A 15,889-nucleotide genomic window follows, 5' to 3' on the forward strand; every position below is an offset into this window, starting at 1 on the left:
CAGCGTCGTCGCCGTACCGCTCGAACCTGATCCCCGGGTACTCCCGAGCCAGCCACGCATCGAAGGCGTAGTGCATGAACAGATTCGACAACAACGGTGAAATGGAAGACCCTTGATGAGTTCCCTTTTCCCGTCTGACGAGCGTTCCGTCGGGCTGCCGCACGGGGGCGACAAGCCATCGCTTCACATACAGCAGCACCCACGGGAGATTGGCATGTCTTTCCACTGCCGCGATGATGGGGGCGTGCGGCACGTTGTCGAAGAATCCCTGGATGTCAATGTCAATCACCCAAGGATGCCTCCAGCACCGCTGCTTGCACGTCTCCACTGCATCCAGCGCGGACCGCCTCGGGCGATAGCCATACGAATCCTGATGGAAGATCTGCTCCACATCTGGCTCCAATGTCATGGCCACTGCCGTCTGAGCGATCCTGTCAGCCACGGTCGGAACCCCAAGGCTCCGAGTCCCACCGCCGGCTTTGGGAATATCAACCGCTCTCACAGGCGGAGGGAAGTAACTTCCCGAGGACAACCGGTTCCACAGCTTGTACAGGTTGTTCTTCTCATCCTGCTCAAACTCCGCTAACGACTGCCCGTCCACCCCAGCCGCTCCCCTGTTGGCCTTGACCTTCAGGTATGCGTTCCAGACCAGCCGTTTCGGAATATCAAACGGCTTGCTTGCTGATCTCGTCTCGACCATCCGATTCCTCCCATCTCTGGTTGATCGCCGATCGACACTCAACAACACGTCCCCTTCGCTCCGCCTCTATTACGGAGGTTTCATCACTACTACGGGACGTTCCGCCCTCCCGACGCGCGACTGGTACTCCGGCTCTCATGGCTCTTCGCCACTTGCGCCTCTCCCTCTCGCGATCCACGTCAACCCGCGGATCGCGGTTTCGCGTCGAGGAGATCTCCAGTTCCGTTGTGAAGCCCGGACTGAGCTCGCGCCACCTTCATGCCGGACACCGCCAGACCAGTAGACAGGTTCCCGCCTGGCTCATCCCAGGACAGCATTGAGGCCCCGGTTTTGATGTCGTCTAAGCTTTACGACACGTCATCAGTGGTTCACTTGCGTTCGTCTTCTCAGCCCACACCTGCCGTATTCAGTACGGCTTTTCCATGACGCTCACCACCACGGCTCATTCACCGCAGCAGCTCATGGCGGTTTGACACCTGCACCTGCATGCCGATGTCGAAGGACCTACCTTCATCTCCACAACAGCATGGCAACTGTTCGTTTCCGTCTTCTACATCAGAACCTCACAATCACCTTCTGGACACACCAACGCCATGGCCGAATCGTTCTTCGGAGCCCTGAAGAATGAGCGGGTATCGCGCATGAGTTACCCCACTCGCGAGGCAGCCCGACGGGACATCATCAGATACATCGAACTCTGGTACAATCTCAAACGCCTTCATTCGGCAGTGGGTTACCGCCCTCCGCGCGAAGTTCACGCCGCATTGGAGAATTTGCGACTCACCGCATGAATTGACCCCGGTCAGATCCCTGTCCGAAAAACGCGAGGCCCCTCACTCCTTGCTGCCCTCCTGGTCGAAGACGCGGCGGATGTCACGCAGCAGCCGTGTTTTCAGCGTCGTTTGCTCGTCCTGGACCACTTCGTTGCGCGTCATCGCGAGGCAAGCGACACGTGCCCGCGCGGGCCAGTGCCCGCCGGCGAGGTCGGCGACGATGACGAGCGGCTCCCATGTGTCGGCGGCGCGGTCCTCGACGGGCATCTTCGGCACCGCGCCCGCGACGGTGCCGCGCTGCGGGACCAGCCAGTCGGCCAGCCGGTCGCGAATCGCGTGCAGTTCCGGTACGGAGTATCGCGATCGGAACGGGGTGATCCGCTCACCCGGCTTGCGCTTCTGCATGCGGATGACGATCGCCCGGTCCATGATCGTGTCCGGCAGGTCACCGATACCGGCCAGCGCCGCCATCGCGAAGGTGGGGAACGCGGTCGGCTTGTGCTCCGGCCCGGAGATCCGCCAGGCGGGCCGGTTGCGCTGGTGCCCGGCGTTCAGCAGGCCGCGCAGGTCTTCCTTGTCGCCCGCCTTGGGGCCGAAGATGGTGTCGGCCTCGTCCACCAGCAGCGTCGGCGGGTTCTTGCCGATGACGCGGAAGACGACGGCGGGGGAGGTGTTCACCGTCATCATCGGCTGGTGGACGGTCTCGTAGAGGACGTCCAGGAGACGGGACTTGCCGCACCCCTTGGTCGGCCCCACTACCGCCAGCCGCGGCGCGTGCTGGAGGCCCGGCTGGATGTGGGAAGCCGCGACCCACAGGGTGACCGCGGTCAGGGCCTCGTCGCTCGGCAGCACGACGTACCGCCCGATCGCCGTGCGGAGGTCGTCCAGCAGCGCGCTGCCTGCGCCTGCCGGCCCGCCGCTATCTTGGGATTCTGGTCCGCCTGGAGCAGGAACGCCTGCGCTGTCCGACGCTGTTGTCGGGGCACTAGTCTCGGCAGGTCGCGAATCGCATGAGCTCCGGTTCGGAGCATCGGCGGGCGGGCCTCCGATGGCGGGACGTGTCTGCCGGTCGCGGGGCAGACCCTGGCCTGGAACCGCGATCGGTGGCCAGGCAACGTCGGATGCCTTCGAGGTGGCGGGGGACGTAGGGTCCTTCATAGATGTTCCTCTCAGGTGGGGGCGAGACGGGCAAGGTCTCGCCCCCGACCAGTTCGTTCAGGGATGGGCGAGGTGCAAGGGGATCTCCGGCCCTCGGCGTAGGCGCGCCGAGGGCCGTTCCTGTGTCCGGGCGGTCCGGCGGCTCATGAGGCCAGGCCCCACTCGTCTCCGCCGTCGATCAGCGCGCGCTCGTAGCGCAGCAGTTCGGCCTCGGGGTAGAGCACCCGCTTGCCGACCTTGATGCCGCGCGGCCCCTTCTTGAGCTGGCGCCAGTAGCGGACGGTGCTCTCGGCGGTGCGGTAGCGCTCGGCGACCTCGGCGGTGGTCAGGTATCGCATGCGTTCCTATTCGGCTAGGTGGCGATTCGATCTGCATAATCAGTACCTCATGATCGGCGGTTAGCCAAATCGGGAAATTCATGTTTCAATTTGGATAGCGACGGTCGTGGCGGAGGTTCGATGGCAAGCAAGAAGGCCGAGGGCGGCGAAGTGCCGCTGCTCTACAGCGAAGGCAACGTGGCGGGCCGGGTGGCCCTGGAGCGCGAGGTCAGAGGGTGGAGTACGACAGAGCTGGCCGAGCGCGTGACCAGAGCCGGGGTGAAGATGAACCAGACGGCCGTGTGGCGCATCGAGAACGGCTCACCCCGTCGCCGAATCAACCTGGATGAGGCGCTCGCCTTCTCTCGCGTCTTCGAGCTCCCCCTCGAAGAGCTGATGTCCCCGCCCCTCGAAGGGCTCGACATGAACAGCCGACGGCTCGTCCAGGAAGCCGTCGAAGCGTTCTACGAAGCCCGCGACGCCCGCGACCGCCTGCACCGCGCAGTGGTCGCTGTCGCCGGCCACATCAAGGCCAACCCCGACAGCTCGCGGGCAATCCACGAGCAGTGCCTCCGCCTCATGGGGGACGAGCGAGACGCGCGCGTCCTCAGCGGCGACATCGAGGACGGGGGTCACTACTGACAACCAGCACCAAGGAGAAGCCACTTGGCGAACATCCAGAAGCGCCCCAACGGCAAATGGCGCGCCCGATACCGTGACCTCGACGGCAAGGAGCACGCCCGCCACTTCGACCGGAAACTCGACGCCCAGCGCTGGCTCGACGAGGTCACGACCAGCGTGGTCACCGGTCAGTACGTCGACCCGCGCGCCGGTCGCATCACCTTCGCGAAGTACGCCGAGAGGTGGCAGGGCTCGCTCATCGCGAGCGAGGCGGGTGAGCGCATCACCGACAACGCGCTCCGGCTCCACCTCGTACCAGCGTTGGGCGCCCGCTCACTGGCGGCGATCCGCCGTAATGACATACAGGTGCTCTTCAAGCGCCTGTCCGATCAGCTCGCCCCCGGCAGTGTGCGAAACGTCTATGACGTTCTCGTGCGTCTCATGACGGCGGCCGTGGACGACAAGGTCATCGCCTCCAGTCCGTGCCGCCGGATCACCCTTCCGGTCATGCCGGACGAGGAGGTCACCCCGCCCACCGTCGCCCAGGTGGAGGCCATGGTGCGGGTGATGCCGCCGTACATCCGTGCGGCCGTCGTCACGCTCGCCGGATCAGGTCTGCGGATAGGAGAGCTGCTTGGCCTCAAGGTGGCGGACGTCGACTTCAAGGCCGGCAGCATTCGCGTGGAGCGGCAGCGGCTGCAGTCAGGGAAGATCGGTCCGCCGAAGACCGCCAAGTCCCGACGGACGGTTCCGGTCGGGGAGGTCGTCACCGACGCGCTCCTCGGCCACCTCGCCGCACGCCCCTCTACGGAGTGGCTGTTCACGATGGAGGAGGGGGAGCCTCTCAACTACCGCCGCTGGAAGACCGAGTGGAACTGCGCCCGCAGGGCGCTCCAGGCGGAGGAGAGTGAGGCGGCCAAGAACGAGGGCCGCAAGGCCGTCGAGCTGCCGCACATGGTGACCCACGACCTGCGGCACTTCTACGCCTCCGCGCTCATCGCGGGCGGCGCGAGCGTCAAGCAGGTGCAGATGGTCCTCGGCCACGCGTCCGCCGTCATCACACTACGGATCTACGCGCACCTGTGGCCGGGCGAAGAAGACCGCACCCGGTCCGTGATGGACGCCGTGCTCGGCGGCCTGCGGACCGGGTGCGGACCGGTAGGGAGTCTGACCAGCGAAACCGCAGGTCAGACGGCCTAGCCAGAGATCAAGCCTTCTTGGTCTCCCAGAAGATCTTGTCGATCTGGGCGATGTAGTCCAGGGCCTTCTGGCCGGTGGCCGGGTCCGTGGAGCCCTTGGCGGCCGACAGGGCCTTCAGGGTGTCGTTGACCAGCTGGTGCAGCTCCGGGTACTTCTCGAAGTGCGGGGGCTTGAAGTAGTCGCTCCACAGCACGGAGACGTGGTGCTTCGCCAGCTCGGCGCGCTGCTCCTTGATGACCGTGGCGCGGGCCTGGAAGTGCGGGTCGTCGTTGCCGGCCATCTTCTCCTGGACGGCCTTCACCGACTCCGCCTCGATGCGGGCCTGGGCCGGGTCGTACACGCCGCAGGGCAGGTCGCAGTGGGCGCTGACCTTGACCTTGGGGGCAAACAGGCGGGAAAGCATGGAGCGTTCCTTCCTCGTGATCGTCTTCTCACACTGGACATTACTCCGTGGCGGACGGCTTTTGGCGGGTGCCCCCGCGGGCTTAGGGCAAAAGTCCGGGGTCACACTGGGACTGGTGGAGGAAGAACCGGGAGGTGCCGGGAGATGCCGGAGCTGTCGCAGGACGCCGAGCGGGTGAGGGCGCCGCTGCCCTTCGGGGTGGCCGAGGTGACCGGGCCGTCCATGGTGCCCACGCTGCACCACGGGGACCGGCTGCTGGTGCACTACGGGGCCAGGGTCAGACGCGGTGACGTGATCGTGCTGCGGCACCCGTTCCAGCAGGACCTGCTGGTCGTGAAGCGGGCGGCCGAGCGGCGGGACGGCGGCTGGTGGGTGCTCGGGGACAACACGTACGCCGGCGGCGACAGCACCGACTACGGCGTCGTCCCCGACGAACTGGTACTGGGGCGGGTCCGCTTCCGTTACCGGCCGCGCAGTTCCGGGCGGCGTTCACCGCTGGCCGTGGTGGGCTGGGCGCTGTCGTCGGCGCGGCCGGTGCTCTCCGCCCGGTCGGCCTCCAGGCGTTTGCGGGCGCGGTAGGCGGCCACGTTGGCGCGGGTGGCGCAGCGGTCGGAGCAGTAGCGGCGGGAGCGGTTGGTCGAGGTGTCCAGGTAGGCGTTGCGGCAGGGCGCCGCCTCGCACAGGCCGAGCCGGTCCACGCCGTACTCGGTGAGGTGGAAGGCGAGGCCCATCGCGGCGATGGCGGCGTAGCCCGCGGTCGCGTTGGAGGGGTGGTCGGCCAGGTGCATGTGCCACAGCGGGCGGCCGTCGTCGTCGCGGAAGTCGTGGCCGGAGATCTGCGGGCTGACCGGGAACTCCAGCAGCAGCGAGTTCAGCAGGTCGACGGCGAGGGTCTCGTCGTCCGCGTCCGCCGCCTCGAAGACCGAGCGGAGCCGGGCCCGGACCGAGCGGAACCGCGTCACATCGGCGTCGGTGGTACGCCGGGCGGCCGACTGGTTCCCGCCGAACAGGTCGCGGACGGCCTCGACCGAGGTCAGCGTGTCCTTTCCCCGGGCCGGCTCCTCGGTGTTGACGAGGCGCACGGCGTAGTCCGAGTAATAGGCCAGTTCCACTTGTAGTCCTTACGTGAGGGATCTATCGTCGGGAGCGCGGTCCTGTAACAGACGGCCGTGTGGCAAGGGTATTACGTGACGTGGACGAGGGAGGGCCCGATGACGGACGCGCACACCACCACGGCCGCCGCCGACTGGCACGCCTGGCAGGAGAGCTGGGACCGGCAGCAGGAGTGGTACATGCCCGACCGCGAGGAGCGGTTCCGGGTCATGCTCGACATGGTCGAGGCCCTGACCGGCCCCGCCCCGCGCGTGCTGGACCTGGCCTGCGGCACCGGCACCATCACCGCCCGGCTGCTCACCCGCCTCCCCGACGCCACCAGCACCGGCGTCGACCTGGACCCGGCGCTGCTCGCCATCGCCGAGGGCACCTTCGCGGGCGACCGGCGGGTCACGTTCGTCACCGCCGACCTCAAGGACCCCGGCTGGGCGGACGCGCTGCCGTACGACTCCTACGACGCCGTGCTGACCGCGACGGCGCTCCACTGGCTGCACCGGGAACCGCTCGCGCACCTCTACGGGCACATCGCGGGGCTGGTCCGCGACGGCGGTGTCTTCATGAACGCGGACCACATGATCGACGAGACCACGCCCCGGATCAACGCGGCGGAGCGGGCCCGGCGGCACGCACACATGGACCGGGCCAGGGCGGACGGCGCCCTGGACTGGGCCGAGTGGTGGCGGCTCGCCGCCCAGGACCCGGTCCTCGCGGAGCCGACGGCCCGCCGGTTCGAGATCTACGGCGAGCACGCGGACGGCGACATGCCGTCCCCGGCGTGGCACGCGCGCGTGCTGCACGAGAAGGGGTTCGGCGAGGCGCGGCCGGTGTGGTGCTCACCGTCCGACACCCTGCTGCTGGCGCTGAAGTAGGGCGCGCACGGCGGAGGGGCGGTACGGACATTCCGTACCGCCCCTCCGCCGTGCGCGGGACCGAGGTCAGAGCACCTTGGACAGGAACGACCTGGTCCGGTCGTGCTGCGGGTTGGTCAGCACCTCGCGCGGACTGCCGGCCTCGATGACCACGCCGTCGTCCATGAAGACCAGGCTGTCGCCCACCTCGCGGGCGAAGCCCATCTCATGGGTGACGACGACCATCGTCATGCCGTCCTCGGCGAGGTCGCGCATGACGTCGAGGACCTCCCCGACGAGCTCCGGGTCGAGGGCCGACGTCGGCTCGTCGAAGAGCATCAGCTTGGGCTGCATCGCCAGCGCGCGGGCGATCGCCACACGCTGCTGCTGACCGCCGGAGAGCTGTGCCGGGTAGTGCCTCTTCCGGTCGCCGAGACCGACCCGGTCCAGCAGCCGCTCCGCACGCTCCCGGGCGACGGCCTTGGTCTCGCGCTTGACCTGGACCGGAGCCTCCATGACGTTCTCCAGCGCCGTCATGTGCGGGAAGAGGTTGAAGCGCTGGAACACCATGCCGATGTCCCGTCGCTGCGCCGCGACCTCCGCCTCCTTGAGCTCGTAGAGCTTGTCGCCCTTCTGCCGGTAGCCGACCAGCTCGCCGTCGACGGACAGCCGGCCGGCGCTGATCTTCTCCAGGTGGTTGATGCACCGCAGGAACGTGGACTTGCCGGAGCCGGACGGGCCGATCAGGCAGAACACCTCCCGCGCGTTCACCTCCAGGTCGATGCCCTTGAGGATGTGCGCGAGGCCGAAGGACTTGTGCACACCCTCCGCCTTGACCATCGGGTGGCCGCTCGGGCCGCTCACGATGTCCTTGTCGATCTTGCTCATCGGTTCGCCCCCGGCCGGCTGAAGGAGTTGAAGAGGCGGAGGTTCTTCTTGAGGCGCTGCAGCGGTGTCGGCGGCAGACCGCGTGTCGAGCCGCGGGCGTAGCGGCGCTCCAGGTAGTACTGGCCGACGCTGAAGACGCTGGTGAGGGCCAAGTACCAGATCGACGCCACGAAGTACATCTCGACCACCGCGAGCGACGTGCTGGAGACGTCGGTGGACCGTTTGATGAGTTCGTTGAACTGCACCGCGTAGGCGAGCGACGAGGTCTTCAGCATGTTGATGAACTCGTTGCCCGTCGGCGGCACGATCACCCGCATCGCCTGCGGGAGAACCACCCGGCGCAGCGTCCTGGAGCGGGTCATGCCCAGGGCGTGGGAGGCCTCCGTCTGTCCCTCGTCGACGGACTGGATGCCCGCGCGGACGATCTCGGACATGTACGCGGCCTCGTTCAGGCCGAGCCCGAGCAGGGCCGCCAGGAACGGCGTCATCACCTGGTTCATCTCGTCCTTGTAGAACCCCAGGTTGAGAGTGGGGAACACGAGCGCGATGTTGTACCAGATGAGCAGCTGGACCAGGACCGGCGTACCGCGGAAGAACCAGACGTAGAAGTAGGCGACTGTGCTGGTGACCGGGTTGGACGACATCCGCATGACCGCGAGGATCACGCCCAGGACGAGGCCCAGCAGCATGGCGAGCACGGAGATGTACAGCGTGTGCCAGGCGCCGGACAGAATCGTCCCGTCCGTCAGGTAGTCCGGGATGATGCCGTAGTTGATGTTCGCGTTGGAGAAGGCGATCCCGATCAGTACCAGGATGCCGAGGACCACCGCGCCGGCCACCCAGCGGCCGTAGTGGCGTACCGGGATCGCCTTGATCTGCTCCGGCGGCACCGATGGCGCCGGAGCCTTGTCGACCGTGTCCGTCACAGTGACTGCCCTTCAGTGTCGCCGAGGTTCAGGAACCGCCGTTGATCTTCGCCTCGGTCACCGCGCCGTCCGTGACGTTCCACTTCTCCATGATCTTGGTGTACTCGCCGTTCTCGATGATGGCGTTCATGGCCGCCTGGAGAGCGTCGCGCAGCTGGGTCTGGTCCTTGCTCACACCGATGCCGTACGGGCCGGCCTCGATCTGTTCGCCGACGACCTCGAAGTCCTTGCCGCCGCCCGACGTCTTGGCGTTGTACGCGGCGACCGGGAAGTCGTTGAGGTCCGCGACGGACGCGCCCTGCTTCAGCCGGAGCAGGGCCTCGGGGTCGGTGTCGTAGGTCTGGAGCTCGATGGCCTTCTTGCCGTCGGCGGTGCACTTCTCGTTCTGCGCGTCGGCGATGCCCTCCGAGGTGGTGCCGCGCTGCAGCGCGACGACCTTGCCGCAGAGGTCGTCCAGGGACTTGATGCCCTCGGGGTTGCCCTTCTGGACGAGGATCGACGTACCCGCGGTGAAGTAGTCGACGAAGTCGATACCGTCGCCGGCCTTCTTGCCGGTGTCGGAGTCGATGCCGTTCTGGCGGTCCGCGGTGTCGTTCATCGCGGACATGATCACGTTGAAGCGCTTGGACTGCAGACCGACGATGAGCTGGTCGAACTTGCCGTTCTGGAAGTCGAACTTCACGCCGAGCTGCTTGCCGAGGGCTTCGGCGATGTCGGGGTCGATGCCGACGGCCTTGCCGTCCTTCATGAACTCGACCGGCGGGTACGCGATGTCGGAGCCCACCTTGACGACACCCGCCTTGCGGATGTCGGCCGGGAGCTTGTCGGCGAGCGGCGCGTCGGACGCTTCGGCGGTGTCGCTGTCGCCGGCCTTGTCCGTCTGGTCACCGCAGCCGGTGAGAAGCAGTGCGCCTGCGACCGCGATCGCGCCGACCGCCGCAAGACGGGAGCGCGCGGCGGTGGTACGACGGGTGGTGCGTGCGGTCATGGTGGGTTCCTCCGGCGGATGGGTGGAGTTGCCGATGGGGCGGGCGGCTGCCTTTACGGCGTCGCCGTGGGTCGTCGAGAGCACACGCTTTCGAGTGTCGCGACCTCGTGTGATTACCGCATCTTGCCATTCGGACCGCGCGGTCAAGGGGCCTCCCGATGTCAAAATCGGATAACGGGTGACGCTCGAACCGCACCAGTCCGGTACAACGCGGCCGGACAGTCTGTGGGAATTCGCCATTCCGGCGGGAGGATCTCCGGTGAGGACCGTGTTATGGAGATCGCGGCGGTGATCTTTGCCGTCAGTTGTGGGGTTGCTGGAGGTTCGTCCGGATCTTGTCCGGATATCGGGCGATGATTCCGGGTGGCGGCATGTGACCTTCACGTTATGGACTCGTCGCCGAAGGCGTCCGTCCGGTAAGAAGGTTCTCTACACCCCTCATCCGGGGCTCGAGGGCGCGTGTGCGGCGCGCCCGTCGCGTTCGGCCCGTACGCATCAACCCTCCGGGCCTTGCGCGGTCCCGCCCACCCCTCACCAGGAGTGGCAACCCTCAAACCGTAAATACTTAAGGGGTAAAACCAAGTGGCAGCGGAGATTGTCAATCCTCGCAGCGACAGCGAAAGCCGGAACGGTCTCAAGGAACCGGAGAGCAGGGCAGAGCCCCTGGATTCCTTCGACCCGGCTTTCGCGCTGCACCGCGGAGGCAAGATGGCCGTGCAGGCCACCGTGCCGATCCGCGACCGGGACGACCTGTCCCTGGCCTACACACCCGGCGTCGCGAAGGTGTGCAGCGCGATCGCCGAGCAGCCGGACCTGGTCCACGACTACACGTGGAAGTCGCAGGTCGTCGCCGTCGTGACGGACGGTACGGCCGTGCTGGGGCTCGGGGACATCGGGCCCGAGGCCTCCCTCCCGGTGATGGAGGGCAAGGCCATCCTCTTCAAGCAGTTCGGCGGCGTGGACGCGGTCCCGCTCGCACTGAACTGCACCGACGTCGACGAGATCGTCGAGACCGTGGTCCGGCTCGCCCCGTCCTTCGGAGGGGTGAACCTGGAGGACATCTCGGCCCCCCGGTGCTTCGAGATCGAGCGCCGGCTGCAGGAGCGGCTGGACATCCCGGTCTTCCACGACGACCAGCACGGCACGGCGGTCGTGTCGCTGGCGGCGCTGCGGAACGCGGCGCGGCTGAGCGGGCGCACGCTGGGCGAGCTGCGGGCCGTCATCTCGGGTGCCGGCGCAGCGGGTTTCGCGATCGCCAAGATGCTGGTCGAGGCCGGTATCGGCGATGTCGCCGTGGCGGACCGCAGGGGCGTCGTGTCGGCCGACCGTGACGACCTCACGCCGATCAAGGCGGAGCTGGCGTCGTTCACCAACAAGGCCGGCCTCTCCGGATCGCTGGAGTCGGCGCTGGCCGGGGCCGACGTGTTCATCGGCGTCTCCGGCGGCACGGTGCCGGAGACGGCGGTGGCGTCGATGGCCGAGGGCGCCTTCGTCTTCGCCATGGCCAACCCGGAGCCGGAGGTGCACCCGGAGGTCGCGCACAAGTACGCGGCGGTCGTGGCCACCGGACGGTCGGACTTCCCGAACCAGATCAACAACGTGCTGGCCTTCCCCGGGATCTTCGCGGGCGCGCTGCAGGTGCGGGCCTCCCGGATCACCGAGGGGATGAAGCTGGCGGCGGCCGAGGCGCTGGCCTCGGTCGTCGGCGACGATCTCGCCGCCGACTACGTCATCCCGTCCCCGTTCGACGAGCGGGTCGCCCCCGCGGTGACGGCCGCCGTGGCCGCTGCCGCCCGCGCGGAGGGTGTCGCCCGCCGCTGAGGCGCACGTCTTCTCCTCGGCCCCGTCCGGGTACGGACGGGGCCGTCTCGCTTTTCCGGGGGCCGGCGGTGCCGCCGAGGACCCGGGGCCGGATGGGTGGCGATCGCCGCCGTGCGGCGCGGGGCGGGTGGCAAGAGGGCGTGTGTCACAGCGGGCCCCGGTTCCCCCGGCGGGCCGGGGATCCTATCGTCAAGGTCATGTTCGCTGTCTACGCCGCCCGAATCGACCGCGACCAGCCGCTCGACGGTCTGGAGTCGGGGGAGCGTCCCGCTCCCGAGACCCGCCCCGGCTGGAGCACCGTCACGGTCAAGGCCGCCTCCCTCAACCACCATGACCTCTGGTCCCTGCGGGGCGTCGGCCTCGCGGAGGACAAGCTGCCGATGATCCTCGGCTGCGACGCCGCGGGTGTCGACGCGGACGGCAACGAGGTCGTCCTGCACTCGGTGATCGGCCAGAGTGGCCACGGGGTGGGCCCGGGGGAGCCCCGGTCCATCCTGACCGAGCGCTACCCGGGCACCTTCGCCGAGCAGGTCGCCGTGCCCACCTGGAACATCCTGCCCAAGCCGAAGGAGCTCTCCTTCGAGGAGGCCGCCTGTCTGCCGACCGCCTGGCTGACGGCGTACCGGATGCTGTTCACCAACGCCGGGGTCCGGCCCGGTGACTCCGTGCTGGTGCAGGGGGCCGGCGGCGGTGTCGCCACGGCCGCCATCGTGCTCGGCAAGGCCGCCGGACTGCGGGTCTTCGCCACCAGCCGGGACGAGGCCAAGCGCAAGCGGGCGCTGGAGCTCGGCGCCGTGGAGGCGGTCGAGCCCGGGGCGCGGCTGCCCCAGCGGGTCGACGCCGTCATCGAGACCGTGGGGGCCGCCACCTGGTCCCACTCGGTGAAGTCGCTGCGCCCCGGCGGCACGGTGGTGATCTCCGGGGCAACCAGCGGTGACCGGCCCTCGCACGCCGAGCTGACCCGGGTCTTCTTCCTGGAGCTGAAGATCGTCGGATCGACGATGGGGACCAAGGACGAGCTGGAGGACCTGCTCTCCTTCTGTGCCGCCACGGGTGTACGTCCGGTCATCGACGAGGTGCTGCCGATGGACCGGGCGAGGGAGGGCTTCGAGCGGATGGAGTCCGGTGGGCAGTTCGGGAAGATCGTGCTCACCAGCCCCTGAGCGGCGGGTGTTCGTGTCGACGGCCGGTCCGGTTCTCCGGGCCGGCCGTCGACTTGTCAACTGAGGTTGACGACGGCTCGATGTCAACGTACGTTGACATCATGACTGAGGCAACCGACCTCGCCGAGCGGGCGGGCGACCGTGACCCGCGGATCGGCCTGCGGGCCGTCGCCGCGCTGCGCAGGCTGCTGGAGCAGCTGGAGACCGTTCAGGTGCGCAACGCGCGCAACCAGGGCTGGTCGTGGCAGGAGATCGCCGGCGAACTCGGGGTCAGCAGGCAGGCCGTGCACAAGAAGTACGGGAGGCATTGATGTTCGAGAGGTTCACGAAGGACGCCCGGGATGTGGTGAAGGGGGCGGTCGAGCAGGCCGAAGGGGAGCGGGCGGGGACCGTCGACCCCGGGCACCTGATGCTCGCCCTGTTGGACCGGGAGGCGAGCCGGGCGTCCTTCGCGCTGGCGGCGCTCGGGGCGGACGAACGCAGGGAGTCGGCCCGGCGGGCCCTGGCGGACTCCCGGCGCCGTGCCGGTCTCTCCCGGGCCGAGACCGACGCACTCGCCGGGCTGGGGATCGATGTCTCGGAGATCGTTGCCCGGGTGGAGGAAGCCCACGGCATCGGGTCGATGTCCGGCGACCGCAAGGGCAAGGGGTGGTGGTCGGGGCGCCGCGGCTTCGGCCGGGACGCCAGGGACGTGCTCGAGGGAGCGCTGCGTGTCGCCGTGGCCCTGCGGGACCGGCACATCGGCGACGAGCACATCCTGCTGGCCCTCACCTCCCGCCCCGGCGTCCCCGCCGAGATCCTCGCCGACCACGGAGTGACCTACGAGTCCGTGACCCGGGTGCTGTACGGGAGCGGCGGCGGGGTCAAGGCGGGTTGACGGCCGGTCGGCGGGGGCTCAGGAGTCCGGGGAGCGGAGCGTCTTCGCTATCCGGGCCGCCGCCGCGGACAGATGGCCGCGGGCGTCGCGGAGCTGGTCCGCGGTGACTCCGTGGTCGCGGGCCGTGTCCCGGATGTCGTCCCGGAAGCGGTCCAGCAGCCGGTCCAGGTCCCGGGCCGGGTCGCCGGTGGAGTCCGCCCCGTCCCCGTGCGCCCAGGCCGGGACGTAGTCGGCGGGGAAGTCCTCGGAGGTCGCGGAGTACGACGGCTCGGAGGGCTTGCCGGAGGGCTCGGTTCCGGTGCGGCCGAAGGGGAAGTCCTTGCCGAACCCGCCCATTCCCTTGGCGAGCTCGCCCAGGCCCTCGCGCAGTCCCGTCGGCCAGTCGCCCCGGGCGAAGTGGTCCTGCACCTGCTCCTGGACCTGCCGCATGATGCGCTGTACCTCCTCCTGCGCCTCCTTGGCCTGGCGGCGGGCACGCTGGGCCTCCTCGCGGGAGCGGCGGCTCTCGTCCTTGGCGCGCCGGGCCTGTTCCTTCCACTCCTGCCTGGCGCGGCGCATCTCCTCCTTGGCGGCGCGCCAGGCGTCCTTGTCGCCGAAGACCGTGAAATCGCCGAGGACGCTCTCGTCGTCGGTGGACGCGCCGTCGGCGCGGGACTGGCGGGACTGGCGGGACTGGCGGGCCTTGCCGGCCGCGGCCCGCATCTCACGGCGCAGATCGCCCGCGGCGCCACTGACGTCGGCCCGGATCTCGGCGGCCAGTTCGGCCACCGACTCACGGATCTCCAGCTCCAGGTCGGCCAGCTCGCCGCTGCGGTCGGCCAGCTCGGCCCGGCCGGCGTCCGTGATGGCGTACACCTTGCGGCCGCCCTCGGTGGTGTGGGTGACCAGGCCTTCCGCCTCCAGCTTCGCCAGGCGGGGGTAGACCGTGCCTGCCGAGGGTGCGTACAGGCCATGGAAGCGCTCCTCGAGGAGGCGGATCACCTCGTAGCCGTGGCGCGGTGCCTCGTCGAGCAGTTTCAGCAGGTAGAGGCGGAGGCGTCCGTGGGCGAAGACGGGGGGCATGTCAGAGCACCTTCTTGTCGGTCGTACCGGCATGGTCGTCCTCGCCGGGCGGGCGGCGCAGCAGGGCTATGGAGCCGGAGACGGTGGTGGCGCGCAGGGTGCCGCTGCCCGCGCCCAGTCGGCCGCTGAGCTTGTGCGCGCCCCACTGGCCCTGGACCCGGAGACTGTCGAAGGCGTTGGAGATCGCGCCGCTGGCGGTGTTGGCCTCGACCTCGGCGTCCGCCGGGTCGGGCAGCCGGATGGCGATCTCGCCCGAGACGCTGGTCAGTTTCACATCGGTGGGGCCGTCGGGATCGAGGTCCACGATCATGGAGCCGCTGACCGTGTCCGCCCGCACGGAGGGGCCGGAGCCCTCGACGACGGTGAGGTCGCCGGAGACGGAGGCGAAGCGGAGGTCGCCGGTGACGGACTGGGCCTCCACGTCGCCGGAGACGGTGTCCGCGCGGACCGGGCCGGACAGGGCGACCAGGGTGGTGCCGCCGGCGACGCCCTTCACCGCGGCGGGGCCGCGGATGCCCGAGACGACGGCGGTGGCGCCGACCACGCCGACCTCGACGCGGGTCTCGGCGGGGACGGTCAGGGAGACCACCGCGCTGCGGCGCCAGCCCTTGCCGTCGAGCCACTTGAGGAAGCCCTTCCAGGGCAGGTCGTCGTAGGCCACCGTGAGGGTGCCGTCCTTCTGGGTCACCACCAGGGGTGGGCCGTCGATCTCGGAGACCTCCAGACGGGCGGAACCCTCGTCGGTGCCCACGACGTTCACCGTGCCGTTGACGATGCGTACGTGGAGATCGGTCACGGGGGTGTCGAAGGTGAGCGTTGTGGGCTCCGCTACGGACGACTCGGGCATGGTGACGGCCTCCTGGGGGTGTGACCCGATGGCGCACTGACGCGCCATATCGCGTCTTACGTTATTCACGATATATCGCGGGTGGGGAAAGTCAAGACACTCGTTGGGGTGAGTGGCCGGGTGGGCTGTGCGGGCCCGGGGCCTCCTCATGGGTTGCGCCGCGTCGTGGCCGGGCGGGGGGCGG

General features: G+C 68.7%; 17 protein-coding genes and 2 pseudogenes. 9 read left to right on the top strand and 10 right to left on the bottom strand.

Annotated elements, in window-relative coordinates:
* A partial coding sequence (locus B9S61_RS27375) for a reverse transcriptase domain-containing protein (protein WP_258039875.1) occupies positions 1-700 on the bottom strand: 700 nt, incomplete at its 3' end.
* Between the two features lie 587 nt (positions 701-1,287).
* On the opposite strand from B9S61_RS27375, the pseudogene B9S61_RS27380 reads away from it, so the two are divergent.
* Positions 1,288-1,491 (top strand): annotated as a pseudogene (locus B9S61_RS27380) (integrase core domain-containing protein); the annotation flags it as partial.
* A gap of 45 nt (positions 1,492-1,536) precedes the next feature.
* Here B9S61_RS27380 and B9S61_RS27385 read toward each other — a convergent pair.
* A pseudogene (locus tag B9S61_RS27385) lies at positions 1,537-2,631 on the bottom strand (DUF3631 domain-containing protein); the annotation flags it as partial.
* A 143-nt stretch (positions 2,632-2,774) separates the two neighbouring features.
* Entirely contained in the window at positions 2,775-2,969 is a 195-nt protein-coding gene (locus B9S61_RS27390) for an AlpA family transcriptional regulator (RefSeq protein WP_030628141.1), read from the bottom strand.
* Positions 2,970-3,089: 120 nt separating this feature from the next.
* Between B9S61_RS27390 and B9S61_RS27395 the strand changes: the two genes are divergently transcribed.
* Together B9S61_RS27395 and B9S61_RS27400 are read left to right on the top strand one after the other, a co-directional pair.
* Positions 3,090-3,590, top strand: a complete 501-nt coding sequence (locus B9S61_RS27395) for a helix-turn-helix transcriptional regulator (protein WP_103544634.1) — start codon at positions 3,090-3,092, stop codon at positions 3,588-3,590.
* A gap of 24 nt (positions 3,591-3,614) precedes the next feature.
* Positions 3,615-4,769: a site-specific integrase gene (locus B9S61_RS27400; RefSeq protein ID WP_103544635.1), complete on the top strand. Its 1,155-nt coding sequence runs from the start codon at positions 3,615-3,617 to the stop codon at positions 4,767-4,769.
* Between the two features lie 7 nt (positions 4,770-4,776).
* On the opposite strand, the gene sodN is transcribed toward B9S61_RS27400, so the two are convergent.
* Positions 4,777-5,172, bottom strand: a complete 396-nt coding sequence (gene sodN / locus B9S61_RS27405; protein WP_003992892.1) for a superoxide dismutase, Ni — start codon at positions 5,170-5,172, stop codon at positions 4,777-4,779.
* A 144-nt stretch (positions 5,173-5,316) separates the two neighbouring features.
* On the opposite strand from sodN, the gene sodX reads away from it, so the two are divergent.
* Positions 5,317-5,751: a nickel-type superoxide dismutase maturation protease gene (sodX, locus tag B9S61_RS27410; RefSeq protein WP_103544636.1), complete on the top strand. Its 435-nt coding sequence runs from the start codon at positions 5,317-5,319 to the stop codon at positions 5,749-5,751.
* Here sodX and B9S61_RS27415 read toward each other — a convergent pair.
* Positions 5,634-6,284: an ABATE domain-containing protein gene (locus tag B9S61_RS27415; RefSeq protein WP_146064963.1), complete on the bottom strand. Its 651-nt coding sequence runs from the start codon at positions 6,282-6,284 to the stop codon at positions 5,634-5,636. The genes sodX and B9S61_RS27415 overlap by 118 nt on opposite strands.
* Before the next feature lie 99 nt (positions 6,285-6,383).
* Here B9S61_RS27415 and B9S61_RS27420 point away from each other — a divergent pair, with 99 nt between their 5' ends.
* Positions 6,384-7,154: a trans-aconitate 2-methyltransferase gene (locus B9S61_RS27420; protein WP_103544637.1), complete on the top strand. Its 771-nt coding sequence runs from the start codon at positions 6,384-6,386 to the stop codon at positions 7,152-7,154.
* 66 nt (positions 7,155-7,220) lie between these two features.
* Here B9S61_RS27420 and B9S61_RS27425 read toward each other — a convergent pair whose 3' ends face one another.
* Genes B9S61_RS27425 through B9S61_RS27435 form a run of 3 tightly spaced genes read right to left on the bottom strand, consistent with a single transcriptional unit; the run spans position 7,221 to position 9,935 of the window.
* Positions 7,221-8,021, bottom strand: a complete 801-nt coding sequence (locus B9S61_RS27425) for an amino acid ABC transporter ATP-binding protein (RefSeq protein WP_103544638.1) — start codon at positions 8,019-8,021, stop codon at positions 7,221-7,223.
* Positions 8,018-8,947 (bottom strand): amino acid ABC transporter permease, encoded by a 930-nt coding sequence (locus B9S61_RS27430; RefSeq protein ID WP_103544639.1) that lies wholly within the window; start codon positions 8,945-8,947, stop codon positions 8,018-8,020. Before B9S61_RS27430 ends, B9S61_RS27425 begins: the two co-directional genes overlap by 4 nt.
* 28 nt (positions 8,948-8,975) lie before the next feature.
* Positions 8,976-9,935 (bottom strand): ABC transporter substrate-binding protein, encoded by a 960-nt coding sequence (locus B9S61_RS27435; RefSeq protein WP_103544640.1) that lies wholly within the window; start codon positions 9,933-9,935, stop codon positions 8,976-8,978.
* A gap of 582 nt (positions 9,936-10,517) precedes the next feature.
* Here B9S61_RS27435 and B9S61_RS27445 point away from each other — a divergent pair.
* The 4 genes from B9S61_RS27445 to B9S61_RS27460 all read left to right on the top strand — a co-directional run bounded on the left by B9S61_RS27445 (position 10,518) and on the right by B9S61_RS27460 (position 13,796).
* The gene (locus tag B9S61_RS27445) at positions 10,518-11,756 is read left to right on the top strand and encodes an NADP-dependent malic enzyme (RefSeq protein WP_103544641.1); all 1,239 of its coding nucleotides are present in this window, start codon (positions 10,518-10,520) and stop codon (positions 11,754-11,756) included.
* 197 nt (positions 11,757-11,953) lie between these two features.
* The gene (locus B9S61_RS27450; protein WP_103544642.1) at positions 11,954-12,919 is read left to right on the top strand and encodes a zinc-binding dehydrogenase; all 966 of its coding nucleotides are present in this window, start codon (positions 11,954-11,956) and stop codon (positions 12,917-12,919) included.
* A gap of 101 nt (positions 12,920-13,020) precedes the next feature.
* The gene (locus B9S61_RS27455; protein ID WP_103544643.1) at positions 13,021-13,230 is read left to right on the top strand and encodes an HTH domain-containing protein; all 210 of its coding nucleotides are present in this window, start codon (positions 13,021-13,023) and stop codon (positions 13,228-13,230) included.
* Complete coding sequence (locus tag B9S61_RS27460) at positions 13,230-13,796, top strand: Clp protease N-terminal domain-containing protein (RefSeq protein WP_103544644.1); 567 nt, start codon at positions 13,230-13,232, stop codon at positions 13,794-13,796. The genes B9S61_RS27455 and B9S61_RS27460 overlap by 1 nt, the downstream gene beginning before the upstream one ends.
* A gap of 18 nt (positions 13,797-13,814) precedes the next feature.
* Here B9S61_RS27460 and B9S61_RS27465 read toward each other — a convergent pair whose 3' ends face one another.
* Both B9S61_RS27465 and B9S61_RS27470 read right to left on the bottom strand, forming a co-directional pair.
* Positions 13,815-14,858, bottom strand: coding sequence for a PadR family transcriptional regulator (locus tag B9S61_RS27465; protein WP_103544645.1), 1,044 nt, complete (start codon positions 14,856-14,858; stop codon positions 13,815-13,817).
* Between the two features lies 1 nt (position 14,859).
* Complete coding sequence (locus B9S61_RS27470; protein ID WP_103544646.1) at positions 14,860-15,705, bottom strand: DUF4097 family beta strand repeat-containing protein; 846 nt, start codon at positions 15,703-15,705, stop codon at positions 14,860-14,862.
* Positions 15,706-15,889: the final 184 nt, after the last annotated feature.

The organism is Streptomyces sp. SM1, from assembly GCF_002910825.1.
GTDB lineage: Bacteria > Actinomycetota > Actinomycetes > Streptomycetales > Streptomycetaceae > Streptomyces > Streptomyces okerensis.